Origin of the sequence: Paraburkholderia sp. GAS334, from assembly GCF_050436625.1 — a bacterium.
Taxonomy (GTDB): domain Bacteria; phylum Pseudomonadota; class Gammaproteobacteria; order Burkholderiales; family Burkholderiaceae; genus Paraburkholderia.
This window is the reverse complement of sequence record NZ_JBNDMO010000006.1, coordinates 224,468-244,854: the sequence shown is the minus strand read 5'-3', so window position 1 is coordinate 244,854 and position 20,387 is coordinate 224,468. Positions and strand designations below refer to the sequence as shown.

The 20,387-nt window shown below is 63.3% G+C and carries 21 protein-coding genes; 14 read left to right on the top strand and 7 right to left on the bottom strand.

The features are described from left to right. Nucleotides 1–95: 95 nt before the first annotated feature. The 3 genes from P3T21_RS13970 (at nt 96) to P3T21_RS13960 (ending at nt 3,036) form a co-directional block, all read left to right on the top strand. Nucleotides 96–1,148: an NADP(H)-dependent aldo-keto reductase gene (locus P3T21_RS13970; RefSeq protein ID WP_429256519.1), complete on the top strand. Its 1,053-nt coding sequence runs from the start codon at nt 96–98 to the stop codon at nt 1,146–1,148. A 133-nt stretch (nt 1,149–1,281) separates the two neighbouring features. Continuing rightward, nucleotides 1,282–2,334, top strand: a complete 1,053-nt coding sequence (locus P3T21_RS13965) for a permease (RefSeq protein WP_429256518.1) — start codon at nt 1,282–1,284, stop codon at nt 2,332–2,334. A 279-nt stretch (nt 2,335–2,613) separates the two neighbouring features. Continuing rightward, on the top strand, nt 2,614–3,036 hold the full coding sequence (locus tag P3T21_RS13960; protein ID WP_429256517.1) for a hypothetical protein: 423 nt from the start codon (nt 2,614–2,616) through the stop codon (nt 3,034–3,036). A gap of 41 nt (nt 3,037–3,077) precedes the next feature. On the opposite strand, the gene P3T21_RS13955 is transcribed toward P3T21_RS13960, so the two are convergent. Both P3T21_RS13955 and nodI read right to left on the bottom strand, forming a co-directional pair. Beyond that, a complete protein-coding gene (locus tag P3T21_RS13955; RefSeq protein WP_429256516.1) occupies nt 3,078–3,908 on the bottom strand; it encodes an ABC transporter permease in 831 nt (276 codons plus the stop codon). 87 nt (nt 3,909–3,995) lie between these two features. Then, on the bottom strand, nt 3,996–4,916 hold the full coding sequence (nodI, locus tag P3T21_RS13950) for a nodulation factor ABC transporter ATP-binding protein NodI (RefSeq protein WP_429256515.1): 921 nt from the start codon (nt 4,914–4,916) through the stop codon (nt 3,996–3,998). A 248-nt stretch (nt 4,917–5,164) separates the two neighbouring features. Between nodI and P3T21_RS13945 the strand changes: the two genes are divergently transcribed. Next, nucleotides 5,165–5,635 (top strand): universal stress protein, encoded by a 471-nt coding sequence (locus P3T21_RS13945; RefSeq protein ID WP_429256514.1) that lies wholly within the window; start codon nt 5,165–5,167, stop codon nt 5,633–5,635. A gap of 37 nt (nt 5,636–5,672) precedes the next feature. On the opposite strand, the gene P3T21_RS13940 is transcribed toward P3T21_RS13945, so the two are convergent. From P3T21_RS13940 to lexA, 3 genes are all read right to left on the bottom strand, one after another. Then, nucleotides 5,673–6,344: a DUF2939 domain-containing protein gene (locus P3T21_RS13940; protein WP_429256513.1), complete on the bottom strand. Its 672-nt coding sequence runs from the start codon at nt 6,342–6,344 to the stop codon at nt 5,673–5,675. 109 nt (nt 6,345–6,453) lie between these two features. After that, a complete protein-coding gene (locus P3T21_RS13935; RefSeq protein WP_429256512.1) occupies nt 6,454–6,795 on the bottom strand; it encodes a hypothetical protein in 342 nt (113 codons plus the stop codon). 19 nt (nt 6,796–6,814) lie between these two features. Further along, nucleotides 6,815–7,465 (bottom strand): transcriptional repressor LexA, encoded by a 651-nt coding sequence (lexA, locus tag P3T21_RS13930; protein WP_429256511.1) that lies wholly within the window; start codon nt 7,463–7,465, stop codon nt 6,815–6,817. 292 nt (nt 7,466–7,757) lie between these two features. On the opposite strand from lexA, the gene P3T21_RS13925 reads away from it, so the two are divergent. From P3T21_RS13925 to P3T21_RS13880, 10 genes are all read left to right on the top strand, one after another. Beyond that, complete coding sequence (locus P3T21_RS13925; RefSeq protein ID WP_429256510.1) at nt 7,758–8,795, top strand: sulfate ABC transporter substrate-binding protein; 1,038 nt, start codon at nt 7,758–7,760, stop codon at nt 8,793–8,795. A gap of 130 nt (nt 8,796–8,925) precedes the next feature. Continuing rightward, on the top strand, nt 8,926–9,831 hold the full coding sequence (gene cysT, locus P3T21_RS13920; protein ID WP_429256509.1) for a sulfate ABC transporter permease subunit CysT: 906 nt from the start codon (nt 8,926–8,928) through the stop codon (nt 9,829–9,831). Beyond that, nucleotides 9,828–10,796: a sulfate ABC transporter permease subunit CysW gene (cysW, locus tag P3T21_RS13915; RefSeq protein WP_429256508.1), complete on the top strand. Its 969-nt coding sequence runs from the start codon at nt 9,828–9,830 to the stop codon at nt 10,794–10,796. The genes cysT and cysW overlap by 4 nt, the downstream gene beginning before the upstream one ends. A 12-nt stretch (nt 10,797–10,808) precedes the next feature. Continuing rightward, nucleotides 10,809–11,867 carry a sulfate/molybdate ABC transporter ATP-binding protein gene (locus P3T21_RS13910; RefSeq protein ID WP_429256507.1) on the top strand — a complete coding sequence of 353 codons (1,059 nt, stop codon included), beginning with the start codon at nt 10,809–10,811 and terminating at the stop codon, nt 11,865–11,867. Nucleotides 11,868–11,917: 50 nt separating this feature from the next. Further along, the gene (locus tag P3T21_RS13905) at nt 11,918–12,844 is read left to right on the top strand and encodes a CysB family HTH-type transcriptional regulator (RefSeq protein ID WP_429256506.1); all 927 of its coding nucleotides are present in this window, start codon (nt 11,918–11,920) and stop codon (nt 12,842–12,844) included. A gap of 91 nt (nt 12,845–12,935) precedes the next feature. Next, on the top strand, nt 12,936–13,967 hold the full coding sequence (locus P3T21_RS13900) for an asparaginase (RefSeq protein WP_429256505.1): 1,032 nt from the start codon (nt 12,936–12,938) through the stop codon (nt 13,965–13,967). A 191-nt stretch (nt 13,968–14,158) separates the two neighbouring features. Beyond that, a complete protein-coding gene (locus P3T21_RS13895) occupies nt 14,159–15,481 on the top strand; it encodes an FAD-binding oxidoreductase (RefSeq protein WP_429256504.1) in 1,323 nt (440 codons plus the stop codon). Next, nucleotides 15,478–16,218, top strand: coding sequence for an SDR family oxidoreductase (locus P3T21_RS13890; protein ID WP_429256503.1), 741 nt, complete (start codon nt 15,478–15,480; stop codon nt 16,216–16,218). The genes P3T21_RS13895 and P3T21_RS13890 overlap by 4 nt, the downstream gene beginning before the upstream one ends. 70 nt (nt 16,219–16,288) lie before the next feature. Next, complete coding sequence (locus P3T21_RS13885; RefSeq protein ID WP_429256502.1) at nt 16,289–16,714, top strand: GtrA family protein; 426 nt, start codon at nt 16,289–16,291, stop codon at nt 16,712–16,714. 198 nt (nt 16,715–16,912) lie between these two features. Beyond that, nucleotides 16,913–18,334 (top strand): UbiA family prenyltransferase, encoded by a 1,422-nt coding sequence (locus P3T21_RS13880; RefSeq protein ID WP_429256501.1) that lies wholly within the window; start codon nt 16,913–16,915, stop codon nt 18,332–18,334. A 133-nt stretch (nt 18,335–18,467) separates the two neighbouring features. Here P3T21_RS13880 and lysM read toward each other — a convergent pair whose 3' ends face one another. Both lysM and P3T21_RS13870 read right to left on the bottom strand, forming a co-directional pair. After that, a complete protein-coding gene (gene lysM / locus P3T21_RS13875; protein ID WP_429256500.1) occupies nt 18,468–18,968 on the bottom strand; it encodes a peptidoglycan-binding protein LysM in 501 nt (166 codons plus the stop codon). Nucleotides 18,969–19,431: 463 nt separating this feature from the next. After that, nucleotides 19,432–20,340 (bottom strand): 2-hydroxy-3-oxopropionate reductase, encoded by a 909-nt coding sequence (locus P3T21_RS13870; protein ID WP_429256499.1) that lies wholly within the window; start codon nt 20,338–20,340, stop codon nt 19,432–19,434. Nucleotides 20,341–20,387 lie beyond the last annotated feature (47 nt).

Here is a 20,387-nt window from a genome sequence, read left to right as displayed (position 1 = left end):
TCGCGCGAGAGCGTCATTCTAGCGGTCCTGCACGCGTTGCGGCGGCGTGGTAACTTCGATGCTCTCCGCCCACATCAAGCATAAGGAACAGTTCGATGGAATACCGCAGACTCGGCGCAACGGACGTAAAGGTCAGCGTCATCGGCCTCGGCACGATGACGTGGGGCGAGCAGAACACCGAAAGCGAAGCGCATGCGCAGATCGACTATGCGCTCGACCACGGCGTCAACCTGATCGATGCAGCGGAAATGTATCCGGTGCCGCCGCGTCCCGAGACGCAGGGTTCGACCGAGCGCTACATCGGCACGTGGATCGCGCAGCATCGAAGCGCGCGCGAGAAGATCGTGCTTGCCACCAAGATCGCCGGACCGGCGCGTCAGCCGCACAACCCGCGACATATTCGCGGCGAGGGCAACCAGTTCGACCGCAAGAACCTGACCGAAGCACTCAACGACAGCCTCAAGCGTCTGCAGACGGACTACGTCGATCTGTATCAACTGCACTGGCCTGATCGCAGCACGATGACGTTCGGCCGCACGGCCTATCCGTGGATCGACGACGCATACACGGTGCCGATCGAGGAAACGCTCTCGGTGCTCGCGGAGTTCGTGAAGGAAGGCAAGATCCGCCACATTGGCGTGTCGAACGAGACGCCGTGGGGCGTCGCGCAGTTTCTGCGTGCTTCGGAGAAGCTCGGCTTGCCGCGCATCGTCAGCATCCAGAATCCGTACAGCCTCCTGAACCGCACGTTCGAACTCGGCCTGTCGGAGTTCAGCCATCGTGAAGACGTCGGTCTGCTCGCGTATTCGCCGCTCGCGTTCGGCTGGCTGTCGGGCAAGTACGAAGGCGGTGCGCGTCCCGCAGGCGCACGTATCACGCTGTTCGAGCGCTTTCAGCGCTACAGCAAGCCGCAATCGGTCGAAGCAACGACGCGCTATGTCGAACTCGCGAAACGTCATGGACTGTCGCCGGCGCAGTTCGCGCTTGCGTTCGTCAACAGCCGTCCATTTCTCACTAGCAATCTGATCGGTGCGACATCGCTCGATCAACTGAAGGAAAACATCGCGAGCGCAGATGTGATGCTCTCGCCAGAAGTGCTGGCCGAGATCAACGCATTGCACGAACGGCAACCGAATCCGGCGCCTTAACGATGTCGCGACGTTGCGACGCCGCGACGCCACGTCGCCGCGTCGCTGCGTCGGATGCGCGGGGATGCATCCTGAAATGGGCCATGCCACAATCTGCCCTGCTGACCCACACCGACCGTCACCCAAAACAATGATGAACACCACACGTCAAACACAACCGGTTTCCGGCTGGCTGGTCTTCCTGCTGATCGCCGTAGTCGGGCTCTTCTACGTGAAGTGGTTTCCGTATTACAACCGCGCGTTCACTGCCGCGTCGACGCATTCGATCGGCAAGTCGATCCTGATGGGCACGGCAGCGAGCCCGCCCGAGCCGTCGCTCGCGGCCGCGCTCGATTACGCATGGGCGTACGGCAAGGCGATCTGGCAGGCGATGGTGCTGGGCCTGCTGCTCGGCTCGGCGGTTCAGGCGCTGATACCCGCGCACTGGGTTGCGCGACTTCTCGGCAGGACCAGCTTTGGCAGCGTCGCCGCGGGCGGCATGCTGGCGATTCCCGGCATGATGTGCACCTGCTGCGCCGCGCCGGTTGTCGTCGGTCTGAGGGCGCGTGAGGCGTCGCCGGGCGGTGCGATCGCGTTCTGGCTCGGCAACTCGGTGCTCAATCCGGCGACGCTCGTCTTCATGGGCTTCGTGCTCGGCTGGAACTGGTCCGCCTTGCGGCTCGTGCTCGGCGTGCTGATGGTATTCGGACTCGGCTACGTGGTGAACCGTTTCGTCGCGCCGCAAGACGCTCAAGCCGCCGACGCCCGTCTCGCGGAACGCGTCGCGCTGCAACAGACGGGCAACGTGTTCGCCCGCTGGCTGCAGATTCTGGCGCGCATGGCCGTGCGCCTGATTCCCGAATACCTTGTGCTGATCCTGCTGCTCGGCGCGGCGCGGGCCTGGCTCTTTCCGCACATTGGGCCGGACATTGGCAATCACGTTGGCTGGATCGTCGCACTCGCCGTCGCCGGCATGCTGTTCGTGATCCCGACGGCCGGCGAGGTGCCGATCATTCAGGCGATGCTGTCACTCGGCATGGGCGTCGGCCCGGCGGGCGCGCTGCTGATGACGCTGCCGCCGGTCAGCGTGCCGTCTCTCGCGATGCTCGTCCGTTCGTTTCCGCCGCGCGTGCTGGCGCTGGTGGCCGTGTCGGTGGTCGGGTTTGGGGTCGTCGCGGGGGCGCTCGCGGTCGCACTGGGCTTCTGATCGCGCCCCGCCAGATTGGTGCGCTGCCACGCGATCGGTAACGAATTGCCGTGTTCAATCGTCAAACGCGACCTAAACTGGGGGAACTGAGCGGGGGAACTGAGCGGCGAAACCGGGAACGGTGCGCACGATGTTCACAATGCGCCGTGGCCCGCGCGACGGCTGCGTCGGGCGTCCGGATGGTACGATTCAGCCCGCGATGGCAACCTGCACAACCCGCGGCGACCTGCCGTAACGCGGCTGTCCGCCCGAAAAGAACGATTGAATCCAGGAAACAGAATGGCGCAACAAAAAACGAATCCGAAGCTTGAACAGGCGCTCACGCGCGGGGACCTCGCCATCCGCCAGGCGAACTCGGCGCGGGCGACTGCGCTGCTGCGCGCGCTCGGCAAGATGATCATCGACGCTTCGGCGACGATCGGTGTGGAAGCGTTCACGCTGATTCCCGACGGCGATCGCATTTACGATCCGGCCGACGGTCTGTGGCCGCAAACGCTGCTGATCTCGCTCGACGGTCCGGTGGAAGAAGCGGATCAGGACGAAGTGCGCACGATCCGCCTCCTGGCTGACGATCCGGGCACGGTGTTCCGCGTCGAATGGCAACGCGCGGACGGCAAGGTCGGACGTCAGGACGGCGGTCCGTTCGCCACCGTCGCGTTTATTTCGGACGTCGATATTCCGTGGACCGACGACGAAGACTGACCGTCGACTTCGTCGTACCTTCGGTGTGATCGCGCCGTCGTTCAGCGCATCATGCGACGCCGGAACAGCATCGCAGAAATGATGAACGGCACGATCACATATGCCGCGAGCACGCCGACGTGCAGCGCGGCATCTTCGACCGGACGGCCGAGCATCGCCGGCCGGATCAGCTCCACCGCGTGCGCGAGCGGCAACAGCAGCGTGATCTGCTGCGCGACGGCGGGCAGTTGCGTCACCGGAAAGAACACGCCGGAAAGCAGCATCATCGGCGTAAGCGCGAGCGTCTGATAGAACATGAAAAAGTCGTACGACGGCGCGACCGCTGTCACGATCATCGCGACACTCGCGAAGGCGAGGCCCGTCAGCACGACCACGGGCAGCGCGATCAGCATCGACGGAAAGCTCGCGTAGCCGAGCAGGCCCGCCACCAGCATGATCGCCACGCCCGACAGCACCGACTTGCTGGCCGCCCAGATCACTTCACCCAGCACGATATCGCCGAGTGTCAGCGGCGTATGCATGATCGCTTCCCACGTGCGCTGCACGTGCATCCGCGAAAAACCCGAATACATCGACTCGAAACTCGCCGACATCATCACGCTCGATGCGACCGTGCCCGCCGCGAGAAACGAGATGTACGACACGCCTTCGACGTGTCCGACCATCAGTCCGAGTCCCAGACCCAGACCGAACAGATAGATCATCGGATCGGCGAGGTTGCCGAACATCGAGGCGATGGCGAGCTTGCGCCACACCAGATAGTTGCGGCGCCAGACGGCGATCCAGTTGACCGCGTTCGCGGGCAGGGCAGCGAAGCCTTCGTGCAGCCGGGAAGGCTTCGCGGGGGAGGAGTCGTAACTGCGTGCGTCCATATATTTCCGGTGAATCTTTGCCTTTGCTGCGGGTTGGGTGGCGAGCGCTTTCAGTCGTTGTGTCTGCGTTTGCGTGTTTGCAGTGGCTCAGTCCTGCATCTCGCGGCCGGTGAGCCGCAGAAAGACGTCTTCGAGATTGGCCGGCCGATGCAGATAGCGCAGATCGGTGCGCTGCTTGAGTTTCGTGTGCACCGGCTGCGGATCGTCGACGTAGCAGAACAGCGTCTCGCCACTGATTTCAGTGCGTACTGCGAACGGCGCAAGTTCGTCGCGCAGCAACGCCGGGTCGGGACCATAGATTTCGATCACATCGCAACCAATCTCCGACGCGATCAGTTCACGGGGCGCGCCTTCCGCGATCTTGCGACCTTCCTCGATCACGCACACGCGATGACACAGCCGCTCGGCTTCTTCCATGAAGTGCGTCGTGAGCAGGATCGTCTTGCCGCGCGCGAGCAGCGAACGAAGCCGCTCCCAGATCAGGTGCCGCGCCTGGGGATCGAGACCGGTGGTGGGCTCGTCCATGATCAGTACGTCAGGATCGTTGACGAGCGCGCGGGCCAGTGTGAGGCGCCGCTTCATGCCGCCCGAGAGTTCGCCGACGCGCGCGTCGGCCTTGCTTTCAAGGCGCGCGAATTCGAGCAGCGACGGCACGAGATCGCGCGTTTGCGCCGCGCTCAGGCCGAAGTAGCGGCCGAACACCAGCAGATTTTCGCGGACGGTGAAATCGGGATCGAGGTTGTCGAACTGCGGCACGACGCCGACGCGCGCCCGGGCGTAACGCGCGCGCGCCGGAATGGGCTCGCCGCAGAGCTGGATCGTGCCCGCATCCGGCGCAGCGATGCCGAGCAGCATGCGCAGCGTCGTCGTCTTGCCGGCGCCGTTTGGACCGAGCAGGCCAAAACATTCACCCGCGCGGACATGGAATGAAAGGCCGTCCACGACCGTTTTCTCTCCATAGTGCTTTTTCACCTCTTCGAATCCGATTGCGGCGTTTGGTAGGTACATGGATCGACACTTGCTCCGGACTTGCTTCTGACTTGCTCGATACGCGCCTGCGAGGCGAGGGCAGGCTATTCTAGGGCATCGCCGTCGTCGCCGCCGGGCGCCAGATTGCTGCGATGGGGCGCTTTTTGCACTGCGGCAGGGCGTCAAACACGGTGGCGACGCACTTAGCGTTTTCCATCCCTTGCAACCTGAATTGCGGCGCACCATGATTGAAGCGATGCCGCGATCGACGCGGATGGGAGATGACCATGGCGAGCTACAAAAAAATCCTGCTGTGCTACGACGGCTCGCGCGAAGGCCGCAAGGCGCTGCGCTGCGGCGCGGACCTTGCGCTTGACCTTAAGGCCGAGACGCATCTGCTCTCGGTGGTCGACATGCGCTCTAGCATTGCGCAAAGCGCGGGTCTATTGACTGACGTCGCATGCGGCCGTTTCGAAGACACGGCTCGCGACATCCTTCAGGAAGGCGTGAACTGGCTGACCGAGCGCGGGGTTCAGGCGCACGGTCATTTCGCATTCGGCCATCCGATCGATGAAATTGCCAATCTGGCCAATCAGTTGCAGGTCGATCTGGTCGTGGTCGGCCATCGGTGCCGGACCGGTCTCTCGCGATGGTGGATGGGCGCCGGCAACACGCCGTTGCTCGATAGAGTGTCGTGCAGCATCCTGGTGGCATGTTCATCGGTGGAAGAGCAGCATCAGACGGCGGCCGCGGCCTGACATCGAATGCGATTCTGGACGACGCGCGTGTTCGCGTTCAGCCGTTGAGATCGACAGCTGACAGCTTCCACGAAAAGAGTCCATCGCGTCGCAGGATCGCGGAATAGTGCGTATCGCCGACACCGTGCCGATACGTTACGACGAACTCGTTGATCCCGTGATATTCCGCCGTGGTCTGTGGAGGTTGTGGCGGTGTCTGCTGGACCGACGACGTTGAAGCCGCGGGCGGCGCAGGTGCCTGTGGCGCTGCTGCGCCCGGCGCCCCGGTGGACCGCCCGTTCGGTGCTCCATCCGATACCGGACCTGCCGCTACTGGTGGCCGCTCGCCGGGGTCGCCGCGCGGCGGCATGCCGTTCAGCAACGCTGCGACGCCGTCCGGCGTCGCATACGCATCCACCAGTGGACCAATCAAAGCAACGCCGATCATCGCGCCGATCGCGGCCAGCGGGTTTCCGTTGTGCTGCGCATCGAGCCGCCTTGCGAGCAGCCCGGTGACCTGCTGCTTCAGACTTTCGCGCAACGCGGGAAAGTCGACGTATTCATTGACCGTCTCGGCGTCGCGGGCGTCCGCAGCCCGCTTAAGGCTGTCGAGCGCGATGTAGGGCGACGCATATCCATACCCCAGCGCAGCCACGACCACGATTACAACAATCGCGATGGCAAACGCGCGCAGGGAACGACGATTTCTTGTGGGTACCGAAACGCTCATAGGTTGCGACTCGCCGTTAAACGTCAATTAACGTGGACCGCAACGAAGTGAAAACGATCCCTTGCGGCTCCTGATGCTACCGCAAGAATCCGTTTTCGCACGCCTTCAGCTATTCGAACAGCGCGCCTTGCATGGCCGCGCTTTCTTCCGCGATACAGCGGTCGATCATGCGGCAGACTGCGTCGACAGTTCCCACCATGATGAGCCGCGACGGCCCGTGATACACGCGCACCGGCGCGCGACGGCCCGGCTCCGCATTCAACCCTGAGTTCAGCGAAACACGCGCAAAAGCCGGCATCGCGGACGGCAAGGTCGACGCTTCCGTCATCACCTCGCGGTCGAACAGCGACGGCGCACCGGCAGCGTCGAGCGGTGCGCACGGCACCAGCTTGCGCAGATGACGCAGACGTCCGAACTGACGGAAAGGGAGCAGGCGGGCAAGGCGTTCCATGAGACTCTCCAGGCGAAGTTCAGAATTCGGTCGGGCGAATCAGCCCAACCGCGATGCCTTCGAGCGCAAATTCCCCGCTGCCGGCCTGAACAAAGATGTTTTCATAATCGGGGTTCTCGGCGATCAGCTCGATACCGTCCGGCCGGCGCTTCAGGCGCTTGACCGTGACGTCGTCGCCAATACGCGCAACGATGATCTGACCGTCTTTCGCTTCGCTCTTCTTCTGCACGGCGAGCAGGTCGCCGTCGAAGATGCCCGCATCGCGCATCGACAGCCCGCGCACCTTCAGCAGGTAGTCCGGCCTGCTGGAGAAGAGCGCCGGGTCGCACGCGTAGTGCTGCGAGATGTGCTCCTGCGCAAGGATCGGGCTACCTGCCGCCACCCGGCCGATCAGCGGCAATGACAGCTGCATGATGCTCGAGTGCGGCAACGTGAACTGGTAAGGGCTGTCGTCCGAACCGGACAGCAGCCGGATACCGCGCGACGCGCCCGCCGCAAGCTCGATCACGCCTTTGCGCGCCAGCGCGCGCAGATGTTCTTCCGCCGAGTTCGCCGAGCTGAAACCGAGCTCGGCGGCAATCTCCGCGCGGGTGGGCGGGAAGCCGGTGCGTTCGATGGCCCGGCGGATCAGATCGAAAACCTGCTGCTGTCGTGCGGTGAGTTTGGTCATGGCGCCACTGTATGGATGAACAGGTGACTGTATTTTTATACAGTAATCGGCGCATTTCAAGCTTTACTTTAAGTTCGTCCGGATCGCTGCCGCCAGAACGCCGGTTTTCGGCGTTGTCGCAGCCGGATTCGCGTCGCAACGCCACGCCAGGCCGTCGTTACCACTTTTGAGTATTAAAAAATGAAGAACAATTATTTTTAATGATGAAAGCCGTTCGATAGACTGGCCTCCAGTCGATGCAAAGCAACGCACACGTGCCGCGATAACGAAAGAACAAACCGGAGAAAATCGGATGAGCAGAAATACGGGGCTGGCAGGCAAAACACGAAAAATCGTCACGGCGCTCGCGCTGGGCGTCGCTGCAGCAGCGGGTTTCGCCGGTCAGGCGCTGGCAGCGGATACGACGCTGCTGAACGTGTCGTACGACCCGACGCGCGAGCTGTATCAGGACGTCAATCAGGCGTTCGGCAAGGAATGGAAGGCGAAAAACGGCGAGTCGGTCACGTTCAAGCAGTCGCACGGCGGCTCGGGTGCACAGGCGCGCTCGGTGCTCGACGGTCTGCAGGCTGACGTGGTGACGCTGGCGCTCGCATACGACATCGACGCGATTGCGAACAAGGGCCTCATCGACAAGGGCTGGCAGACGCGTCTGCCGGACAACGCGTCGCCGTACACGTCGACCATCGTGTTCCTGGTGCGCAAGGGCAACCCGAAGCACATCAAGGACTGGGACGATCTCGTGAAGCCGGGCGTGTCGATCGTGACGCCGAACCCCAAGACCTCGGGCGGCGCGCGCTGGAACTATCTCGCAGCGTGGGCATATGCCGAGCATCAGCCGGGCGGCAACGACCAGAAGGCGAAGGAATTCGTCGGCAAGCTTTACAGGAACGCGGGTGTGCTGGACTCCGGGGCCCGCGGTGCGACGACAAGTTTCGTGCAACGCGATATCGGCGACGTGCTGATCGCGTGGGAAAACGAGGCGTTTCTGTCGGTGAAGGAATTCGGCCCGGACAAGTTTGAGATCGTCGTGCCGTCGGTGAGCATCCTGGCTGAGCCGCCTGTCGCGGTGGTCGACAAGGTCGTCGACAAACACGGCACGCGCAAACTGGCTGAGGCGTATCTGAACTTCCTCTATAGCGAGGAAGGTCAGGAGATTGCCGCGAAGAATTTCTACCGTCCGCGTTCGAACAAGGTGCCGGCCGCGCTGACGGCGAAGTTTCCGAAGCTGAAGCTGTACACGGTGGACGACAGCTTCGGCGGCTGGGCTAACGCGCAGAAGACTCACTTCGCGGACGGCGGCGTCTTCGATTCGATCTATCAGCCGCAATGACGCCAATGCCAATACGTATCAGGCAGTGAAACCAGACAGGCGCGCCCATCGGGCGCGCTTTTTGGCCAGATGGACCCCGAAGTCTTGACCCGGCTTGAAGCGCGGGTTTAACCCTGAAAGAGCACCCAGCATGACGACGTTGACCTTCCGAAAGCCGAGCGCGTTACCCGGCTTCGGCCTGACACTCGGCATCACCGTGGCGTATCTGAGCCTCGTGGTGCTGATTCCGCTCGCGGCGACCTTTCTGAAAACCGCGACGCTCGACTGGTCGCAGTTCGTGCGCGCCGTGACGTCGCCACGCGTGCTCGCGTCGTACCGGCTGACGTTCTTCGCCGCGCTCGGCGGCGCGCTGATCAACGCCGTGTTCGGTTTCCTGGTGGCGTGGGTGCTGGTGCGCTACACGTTTCCGTTCAAGCGGATCGTCGATGCGGTCGTCGATCTGCCGTTCGCGCTGCCGACTTCGGTGGCCGGCATTTCGCTCGCGGCCGTGTATTCGGGCAACGGCTGGCTCGGACAGTTTCTCGTGCCACTTGGCATCAAGGTCGCGTTTACGCCGCTCGGTGTGCTGGTCGCGCTGACGTTTATCGGCCTGCCGTTTGTCGTGCGAACCGTGCAGCCGGTGCTCGAGGATTTCGAGCGCGAACAGGAAGAGGCCGCCGCGTGTCTGGGTGCGTCGCGCTGGCTGACGTTCCGTCGGGTGGTGTTGCCTTCGGTGTTGCCCGCGCTGCTGACGGGTTTCGCGCTCGCGTTCGCGCGTGCGCTCGGCGAATACGGCTCGGTGATTTTCATCGCGGGCAATGTGCCGATGAAGTCCGAAATCACGTCGCTGCTCATCATCACGAAGCTCGAACAGTACGACTACGCGGGTGCGACCGCGCTTGCCGTCGTGATGCTGGTCGTGTCGTTCCTGATGCTGCTGCTGATCAATACGCTGCAGTGGTATCTGCAACGGCGCACGAGTCGCGGCGCGTCGGGGCCGACCGTGCCGCCGGCGGGCGCTTCCACTGCGGCCGCCGTCGCCGGAGGTGCGCAATGAGCGAGGATTCCGTGACGTTCGCCTCGGGCAATCCGCGCAACGGCGCTGCGGCCAGCCGCCGCCCTGATCCCGTGACCGAGCCGCGCGCCGTGCGCTGGCTGCTGGTCGGCATCGCGCTGCTGTTCCTCGCGCTGTTTCTGGTCGTGCCGCTTGCCGCTGTGTTCTATCAGGCTTTCAGCAAGGGCGTCGGTTTCTACTTCGAATCGCTCGCCGATCCGGATGCGCTTTCCGCGATCAAGCTCACGGTGATTACCGCGGCGATCGCCGTGCCGCTGAATCTCGTGTTCGGTCTGGCCGCGTCGTGGTGTATCGCGAAGTTCGAGTTCCGCGGCAAGGCGCTGCTGACGACGCTGATCGATCTGCCGTTCTCCGTCTCGCCGGTGATCTCAGGTTTGATCTATGTGCTGATGTTCGGCGCGCAAGGCTGGTTCGGTCCGTGGCTCGAGGCGCATAACGTGCAGATCATTTTCGCCGTGCCGGGCATCGTGCTCGCGACGATCTTCGTCACGTTCCCGTTCGTCGCGCGGGAGCTAATTCCGTTGATGCAGGCGCAGGGTAACGATGAAGAAGAAGCCGCTCACGTGCTCGGCGCGTCGGGCTGGCAGATCTTCCGCCGCGTGACGCTGCCGAATGTCCGGTGGGGTCTGCTGTACGGCGTGATCCTGTGTAACGCGCGTGCGATGGGCGAGTTCGGCGCGGTGTCGGTGGTGTCGGGCCACATTCGCGGACAGACCGACACGATGCCGCTGCACGTCGAGATTCTCTACAACGAATACAACTTTTCCGCGGCGTTCGCCGTGGCCTCCGTGCTCGCGCTGCTCGCGCTCGTCACGCTGGGCCTCAAGCTGCTTGCGGAACGTCATATGTCGGCAGAACGCGTCGATGCGCAGGCTGTGCCCGCGCACGCCGGTCCCGTCACCCCGTCGCCGGCGCCGTCGAATGCGGCCAGCCGTCCGGTCCAGTAAGGAGAGCAGCACATGGGCATCACCGTTCGTAACCTGCAGAAGCGCTTTGGCGATTTCACCGCGCTCGATAACGTTTCGCTCGATTTCCCGCCCGGCGAGCTCGTCGCCCTGCTTGGCCCTTCGGGGTGCGGGAAGACCACGCTGCTGCGCGTGATCGCAGGCCTCGAATACGCCGACGCGGGCCAGGTCGTGCTGCAAGGTCAGGATGTGGCGGAAGTCGGCGCGCGTGAGCGTCAGGTCGGTTTCGTGTTCCAGCATTACGCGCTGTTCCGTCATATGACGGTGTTCGAAAACGTCGCGTTCGGTCTGCGTGTGAAGCCGCGCAAGGAGCGGCCGTCGGAAGCGGTGATCCGCGAGAAAGTGCATGAGCTGCTCAAGCTCGTGCAGCTCGACTGGCTCGCGCAACGCTTTCCTTCTGAGCTGTCCGGCGGACAGCGTCAGCGTATCGCGCTCGCGCGTGCGCTCGCCGTCGAACCGAAAGTGCTGCTGCTCGACGAACCGTTCGGCGCACTCGATGCGAAGGTCCGCAAGGAGCTGCGCAGCTGGCTGCGTCGTCTGCACGACGATCTGCATATCTCGACGATCTTCGTCACGCACGACCAGGAAGAAGCGCTCGAAGTCGCGGACCGTATCGTCGTGCTGAATCGCGGACACGTCGAGCAGGTCGGCAGCCCGCAGGACGTGTACGACCATCCGCAGACATCGTTCGTCTACGAGTTTCTCGGCGCGGCGAACCGGCTGCATGGCAAGGTCGATCGCAGCGGATTCGTGGTCGACGGCGCGGCGCTGCCGATCTCGATTGCCGCGGGTTTCGAGGGGCCGGCGTTTGCGTATGTGCGTCCGCACGATCTCGCGTTGTACCCGAAGGCCGACAGTCATCGCGATGGCATCACGGTCGGCGTGCGGCGCGTGGTGACGCTGGGCGGCTCGGTGCGCGTCGAACTCGAAGGGCACGAAGGCCGCGTGCTCGAAGCCGAACTCGATCGTGAAGCGTGGCGCGAACTGCGTCTGAATGTCGGCGATGGCGTGACGGCGGTGCCGCGCGCACTGCGCGTGTTTCCCGCGCATTGATCGCGCATTGATCACATAACCCTAACTTCGGCAGAACCGGAGACAAGCCAATGAACTTCCAGCAATTGCGTTTTGTGCGTGAAGCGGTGCGCCAGAACATGAACCTGACCGAAGTCGCGAACGTGCTGTACACGTCGCAGTCGGGCGTATCGAAGCAGATCAAGGATCTCGAGGACGAACTCGGCGTCGATATCTTCATCCGTCGCGGCAAGCGGCTCACGGGTCTCACGGAGCCGGGCAAGGCTGTCCATCAGCTGATCGAACGGATGCTGCTCGACGCGGAGAATCTGCGCCGTGTCGCGCGGCAGTTCGCGGATCAGGACAGCGGTCACCTTGTCGTTGCGACGACCCACACGCAGGCGCGCTACGCGCTGCCGAAGGTGATCCGCCAGTTCACGGAGGTGTTCCCGAAGGTGCATCTGGCGCTGCGTCAGGGTAGCCCGCAGCAGATCGCGCAGATGATCATCAACGGCGAAGCGGACATCGGTATTTCGACCGAAGCGCTCGACCGCTATCCGGACATCGTCACGTTCCCGTGCTATTCGTGGCATCACGTGGTGGTGGTGCCGAAGGGCCATCCGCTCGTCGGCCGCCCGAATCTGACGCTCGATGAAATCGCCGAATTTCCGATCGTCACCTACGATCAGGATTTCACGGGCCGCTCGCATATCGACCAGGCGTTCGCAAAGGCCGGCGCGCTGCCCGACGTTGTACTCACCGCGATCGACGCCGACGTGATCAAGACCTACGTCGAACTTGGCATGGGCATCGGCATCGTGGCGGCGATGGCCTACGATCCGAAGCGCGATACCGAACTCGTCGCGCTCAATACGCAGCATCTGTTCGAGGCGAGCACGACGCGCGTCGGTCTGCGCAAGGGCGCGTTTCTGCGTGCGTATGCGTACCGGCTGATCGAGATGTTTGCGCCGCAACTGAGCGAAGCGGAAATTGCCGCACAGTTGCGCGAAGCAGCGTGATGGTGTTGTGCGATAAGGATGGGGCATAAAGCGTCCGCGCGGTCGGGCGGACTCCTCGCGGATCGCGCGGCGCATCGCTTACAATCGCCGCATGAATACTTCCACTTCTTCTTCCAGCGCAGCACCGTCGAACGGCCTGCCGCGTATTGCCGTCCTCGCGACGGGCGGCACGATCGCGGGCTCCGCCGCCGATGCCACGAATACTGCCGGCTATCAGGCGGGCGTTGTCGGCGTCGACCGGCTGCTCGCAGCGGTGCCGGCGTTATCGGATGTCGCGCAGGTGGTGGCCGAACAGGTTGCAAGCATCGACAGCAAGGACATGGCGCTTCTGCTGTGGACGACGCTCGCGCAGCGCGTGAACGCGCTGCTCGCGACCGACGACATCGACGGCGTCGTGATCACGCACGGCACTGACACGCTCGAAGAAACTGCGTATCTGCTGCATCTGACCGTGAAAAGCACGAAGCCTGTCGTGCTGACCGCAGCCATGCGGCCTTCGACGGCGCTTTCCGCCGATGGTCCGCTGAATCTGCTCAACGCGGTCGTGGTGGCGGCCAGCGCCGCGGCGCACGGGCAGGGCGTGCTCGTCGCGATCAATAACCGGATCCACAGCGCGCGCGATGTCGTGAAAACGAGCACGTTCGCCGTCGATGCGTTCCAGTCGCCGGAAGTCGGCGCACTGGGCTGGGTGCAGGACGGGCGCGTCGAGTTTCAGCGCAGCGTCGTCCGCCCGCATACGGTCGATACGGAATTCGTGATCGGCGCGAAGTGGCCGGGCGTGGAGATTGTCGCGAGTTATGCGGGCGCATCGCGCGTGACCGTCGATGCACTCGTGACGGCCGGCGTGCGCGGCATCGTCGTGGCGGGGACCGGAAACGGCTCGATTCACGCGTCGATCCAGCAGGCGCTCGCCGACGCCGTGTCGCAGGGCGTGGCCGTGGTGCGCGCGTCGCGTGTCGGCTCGGGACACGTGATGCGCAACGGCGCGGCGCCCGACGATACGCTCGGTTTTGTCGCCGCGAACGGGTTGAACCCGTACAAGGCGCGTGTGCTGCTGATGCTGGCGCTCGCCGCAGGCGGCGCCGGGCCGGTGGTGCTGCAGCGGGCCTTCGATACGTACTGACCGACGCCCGGCCCGGCGGGCGCTGCGGGTTTCCGGCGCAACCGGGCCGGCCACGGTCCACGGCCTACGGCCAGCCCGACCACCCGGCGACCGGGCGCGCCCATCTGGTTAACCCCATCTGTGAGGTAACCCACGCGCCTTGCGGGCGTTTCGTGCGAGGATGACGCTCATATCGTCCACCGTGGCACCCAATGAGCGCGTCGAAGCTCCAGTCGTGGGGGCATTACCCCTACGCGCCTCAATCCAGTCATCCGCTGTCGTGGCGAGACGCCGTCCAGGCCCAGCTGGACGACGCGCGCGCGCGCTTCGGCACGACCTTGCCGTTCGGCAACGGCCGGAGTTATGGCGACAGCTGTCTTGCGGCGACCGATCACGTTTTACATATGCGCGGCCTCGGCCGCTTTATCAGCGCCGACTGGGAGCGCGGCATCGTGCGGGCCGAAGCCGGTGTCATGCTCGGTGAAGTGCTCGAACTGTCGATTCCGCGCGGCTGGATGCTGCCGGTCACGCCCGGCACCCAGTTTGTGACGCTCGCCGGCGCAGTCGCCAACGATGTCCACGGCAAGAATCACCACGTGCGCGGCACGTTCGGACGGCACGTCCGGCGATTTTCACTGCTGCGCTCGGATCGCGAACCGGCCGAATGCGCGCCCGGCGAAAACGACGAGCTGTTTTGCGCGACGATCAGCGGACTGGGTCTCACCGGCGTGATCGAATGGGTCGAAATCCAGCTGATGCCCGTGCGCTCCAGCCGCATTTCGATGACCAGTATCCGTTTTGGCGACCTGGACGAGTTTCTGTCGCTATCGAGCGAACTCGATCCGCAGCACGAATATGGCGTCGCGTGGGTCGATTGCCTCGCGAGCGGCGTCCAGTTGGGGCGCGGCATCTACATGTCGGGCGATCATGCCGCCGACGGCGATTTCACGCTGAAAGGCAAGCGCCTGCGCAACGTCCCGTTCGTGCTGCCGTTGTCGCCGCTGAACCGCTACACGCTCAAGGTCTTCAACGAGTTCTACTACCGGCGACAGGCGCAGCGCGTCGAACACACCAGCGTCGATTTCGCGAGCTTCTTCTATCCGCTCGACGGCGTTCGCAACTGGAACCGGATCTACGGGCGGCGCGGCTTCCAGCAACATCAGTGCGTGATTCCCGAGGCGGCGTCGCGCGACGCACTGAAGGCCATTCTTGCGACGATTGCAAAGAGCGGTCTGGGTTCGTGTCTCGCCGTGCTGAAGCGTTGCGGCACGCTGGTTTCGCCGGGGCTGCTGTCGTTTCCGATGCCCGGCGTATCGCTCGCGCTGGATTTCCCGCAGCACGCGCGCCGCAATGAAGCGCTTTTTCGGCAGCTCGACGCAATCGTCAACGAAGCAGGCGGCCGCCAGTATCCGGCCAAGGACGCCCACATGAGCGGGGCGGACTTTCGCGCGGCGTATCCCGCGTGGCAGGAACTTGAACGCAATCGCGATCCTGCCCTGATGTCTCGTTTCTGGAAACGGACCACACAATCATGAAAAATATCCTGATCGTAGGCGGCTCGTCTGCCATTGCTGTCGCGTGCGCGCGGCGCTGGACGAAGGAGGGCGCGAACCTGTTTCTGACGGGCCGGCACGAAGTCCGGCTGGAAGCCGTCGCGCAGGATCTGCGGGTGCGCGGCGCGCCTTCGGTCGAAACCCACCTGCTCGACATGAACGATCACCTGCAGCACGCCACGATGCTGAAGGCCTGTCAGGCGGCGTTTGGCCGGATCGATATCGTGCTGATCGCGCATGGCACGCTGTCCGACCAGGCGCAATGCGAACGCGACGTGGAGGCGGCGATGCGCGAACTGCAGACGAACGCAATGTCGACCATCGCGCTGCTTACGCTGCTGGCCGGCGTGTTCGAAAGCCAGAAGAGCGGCACGATCGCCGTGATTTCGTCCGTTGCGGGCGACCGCGGGCGTCCGTCGAACTACGTGTACGGGGCCGCTAAGGCCGCGGTGGGGACCTTCTGCGAAGGATTGCGCGCGCGGCTCTTCAAATCCGGCGTGCGCGTGTTGACGATCAAGCCAGGATTCGTCGATACGCCGATGACCGCCGGGCTGTCGTTGCCGGGGCCGCTGGTGGCGTCGCCGGATCGGGTCGCGACGGATATCGTGCGCGCCATCGAACGCGGCAGGGACGCGCTGTACACGCCGTGGTTCTGGAGCGGGATCATGCTGATCATCCGCTCGCTGCCCGAATTCGTTTTCAAGCGGGTTTCGCTGTGAACGCGGCCACACGCGCAATCGCGTGGCTTTCGTGCCGGCGATGCCCGGCGTTTCGCGCGCGGAGATCGACATGAACAGTCCGACATTCGACGCGCCCTTTGGTCGCTCGCGCCTTGTAGTCTGGTACGCGATTTTCGCGGCGATCTCGATCGGCGCGAATCTCGGCAGCCAGAAGCTCGCGTTCTGGCTTTATCAGGGACGGTTTGCCGTGCCGCTTTCGGTGTGTATCGGCACGGGCGTCGGTCTCGTCGTCAAATACCTGCTCGACAAGGCGTGGATCTTCCGCTATCCGCACCGTAGTGTCGCGCACGGCATTCAGACGTTTGTGATGTACGTCGCGATGGGCCTCGGGACCACACTGGTCTTCTGGGCGGTGGAATTCGGCGCCGACGCCATCTTCCATTCCGAGCCTGCGCGGCTCACCGGTGGGGCGATCGGCCTCACGCTCGGCTATCTCGCCAAGTATCACCTCGATAAACGCTTCGTCTTCGCGTAATCCGAAGTGCGCTGGCGCACAGAGTTGCGCGCGCCGCGTCGATAGCATTCAGGCAGGTCATGCGTGATTCCGTCAACGGAACGCGCATTACACCGACCGCGTCGCTGTTCATGGTGCCCATGCCGTTCGGGCCACGTGCCGGCGCGGCGGCAAAACCCGGTCCAATGCGAAACCGACGCTCTGGCGGCGAGGTGTGATATGACAAGCGCGACGATCCCGCTGTGTGTGGATCTGGACGGCACGCTCACGCGAACCGACTTTCTGCTCGAAAGCTTCTTCGTCCTGCTGAAGCAGAACCCGTTCGCGCTGTTTCTGTGTATCGGCTGGGTGCTGCGCGGCAAGGCTCATCTGAAAGAACAGATCGCAAAGCGCGTGACGATCGACGTCGGCGTTCTGCCGTACAACACACAACTCGTCGACTATCTGCGCGACGAACATTCAGCGGGCCGCACGCTCTATCTGTGCACGGCGTCGAACCAGCGTTTCGCGAGTCAGGTCGCCGATCATTTCGGGCTCTTCAAGGGCGTGCTGGCGAGCACGGCTGACCATAACCTCATCGGTCGCAACAAGGCCGATGCGCTCGTCGAACAGTTCGGCGATCACGGCTTCGACTATTGCGGCGACGCGCTCGCGGACGTGCCGGTGTGGCGAAGGGCGCGGCAGGCGATCGTCGTCGGCGACAAGAGCATGGCGGCCGCCGCGCGCAAGGTGAATCAGGCAATTATTTTCTTCGAGCGCAAGCGTCAGATCATCCCGCTCGTGCTGAAAGAAATGCGCGTGCATCAGTGGGTCAAGAACGTGCTGATTTTCGTGCCGTTGCTGACCGCCCACAAGTTCACCGATCTCGGGGCGATCATTGCCGCGTGCATCGCTTTCGCGTCGTTCAATCTGTGTGCATCGTCGGTGTATCTGCTCAACGACATGCTCGATCTGGACGCGGACCGGCGCCACGAACGAAAACGCAGCCGGCCATTCGCATCCGGGAATCTGCCGCTGTCATTCGGTATCGTGATGACGATTGGGTTGCTGGTCGCGGGCGCAGGGCTCGCGGCGTTGCTGCCGTGGCAGTTCGGCGTCGTGCTCGCGGGTTACCTTGCAGCGACCGTCGCCTATTCGTTCAGCCTGAAGCGCATGGCGCTGATCGATGTGTTCACGCTCGCGTGTCTCTACACGGTGCGCGTGATCGCGGGCGGCGCCGCCAACGACATTGCGTTGTCGTACTGGTTGATCCTCTTCTGCGTGCCGATCTTCCTGAGCCTTGCGATGGTCAAGCGCTACGTGGAACTCGAAGGCATTCTGCGTCTCGGCAAAATGGAAGCGGCGGGGCGCGGCTACATCACGCAGGACATGTCGATCCTGCGCTCGTTCGGTACATCGTCGGCATATCTTGCGGTGCTCGTGCTGGCGCTCTATCTGAACTCGCCGGAACTCAAGCTGCTGTACCGTCATCCGCAGATGCTGTGGGCTGTGTTCGCGCTCACGCTTTACTGGGTCAGCCGTATCTGGATGTTCGCGTTTCGCGGACAGATGCACGATGACCCGATTGTGTTCGCATTCAAGGATCGCGTGAGTTGTGCGGTGATCGGACTGTGTGGTGTGAGTATGGTGCTCGCGATCTAGTCTTCTACGCGGCTCAGTTCGCTGCGCGTGATGTGACACGTGGCGCAGAAATAAAACGCGGCGGTGCAGGTGCTGAGCCTGTGCCGCCGCGCTGTTATTGACCCCACGCTTGACGTGAAGCCTTGAAACGATCTCACACCGCCGGAATCACCAGCACCTGGCCCGGATAGATCTTGTCCGGGCTCTTCAGCATCGGCGTGTTCGCCTGGAAAATCAGATCGTTCTTCGCGCCGCTGCCGTAATACTTTTCCGCGATCTTCCACAGATTGTCGCCAGAGACGACGGTGTGGAACTGTGCTTCAGGGGCGGGACTGGTGACCGTGAGCTGATCATCGACTTTCTCGACGTTGTGCACGTTACCTGCCGCGACCAGGATTTTTTCTTTCGTTGCCTGATCAGGCGCTTCGCCCGATACGGTGACAGTGTGGCTCGCGCCATCGTATGTGACCAGCAGGTTAGTAGCGCTCAGCCCCTGCACGCTGATGTAGTTCGCAATGGCGTCACCGGCAATCTTGTTCAGCGCGTCGACATCGACTGGTGCAGCGGCGGGAGCATCCTGAGCGGCTTGCGCCGGCGCGGATGCGGTGCCGAACAGCTTTTCGCCTGCTTCCTTGATGAAACTGAGAATACCCATCGATCATTCTCCTGACGTGGTGAACGGGACTGATGCAGTCCTCGGGAATCTGATCGCGAAACAACCAGACGGAACCGATCCATTGTAGGAAAGAATGCCGGGAAGAGTTGTCAAAAAAGGTAGGGGCAGACGGCCCTTTAATCCGGGCAACGCTGCCGTCTATGCAGGAACATGAAATCCGACAGCCGGACACCCGACGACGACGTCTGACCGACCAAGGCTTCCCCGGCATCGCCGGGCGCCGCTGCGGACCCCACTGGCCGCTCTCAGCCCAGAGCGGCTCGATGCCTCACCCGTCACGCGTGCCGCGCACCGGACGAAGCGCCCCACTGATCAGCAGCCTTGAAACGCACGGCCGCTGTGTTCTGGTGCGATGTATTTTGTCGACCCGTATCCGCATCTGTCGTTCCACGATGTGCGCTGGACCGTCGATATGCGTAACGGGCCGTCAAAAGGACTCCGTTCAGGCCGCCTTCGCCTCGTTACCCGGCGCCTGTGCGACTTCGAAGTTCGCCATGATTTCAAGCGCGCGCACCATCGCCGAGTGATCCCATGCCTTGCCGCCGTTTGCCGCGCATACGCTGAACAGTTGCTGTGCGCTCGCGGTGTGGGGCAGCGCGATGCCGAGTTTGCGCGCGCCGTCGAGTGCGAGGTTCAGGTCCTTCTGATGCAGTTCGATACGGAAGCCCGGATCGAACGTGCGCTTCGTCATGCGTTCGCCATGCACTTCGAGAATGCGCGACGCAGCGAAGCCGCCCATCAGTGCCTTGCGCACACGCTCCGGATCGGCGCCCGAACGCGCGGCGAACAGCAGCGCTTCGGCAACCGCTTCGATGTTCAGCGCGACGATGATCTGGTTCGCAACCTTGCACGTCTGGCCCGCGCCGTTGTCGCCGATCAGCGAGATGTTCTTGCCCATCAGGTCGAACAGCGGCTTCGCGAGATCGAACGATTTTTGCGGGCCGCCGACCATGATGGTCAGCGTCGCTTCACGTGCGCCGACTTCGCCGCCCGAGACCGGCGCATCGAGATAGTCGCAGCCGAGCGCGTTGATCTTCTTTGCGAATGCCTGGGTTTCGAGCGGCGAGATCGAACTCATGTCGATGACGAGCTTGCCCTTCGTGAGACCGTTCGCGACGCCGTCGTCGGCGAACAGCACGTTCGCGACGTCAGGCGTGTCCGGCACCATCGAGATGACGATGTCCGAGGCCTTCGCGACAGCAGTCGAGCTCTCGACGACGGTCGTTTGTGTGCGCAGATCGTCCGGCACCGGATACGCGCCGTTGACGATCAGCGTGTGACCGCCCTTGATGAGGTTGCGCGCCATGTGCGCGCCCATGATGCCGAGGCCGATGAAACCGACTGTTGCCATTGATGTGTCTCCAGGATGTTGGGTTTGGATCCGGATGCGGGGTGCGC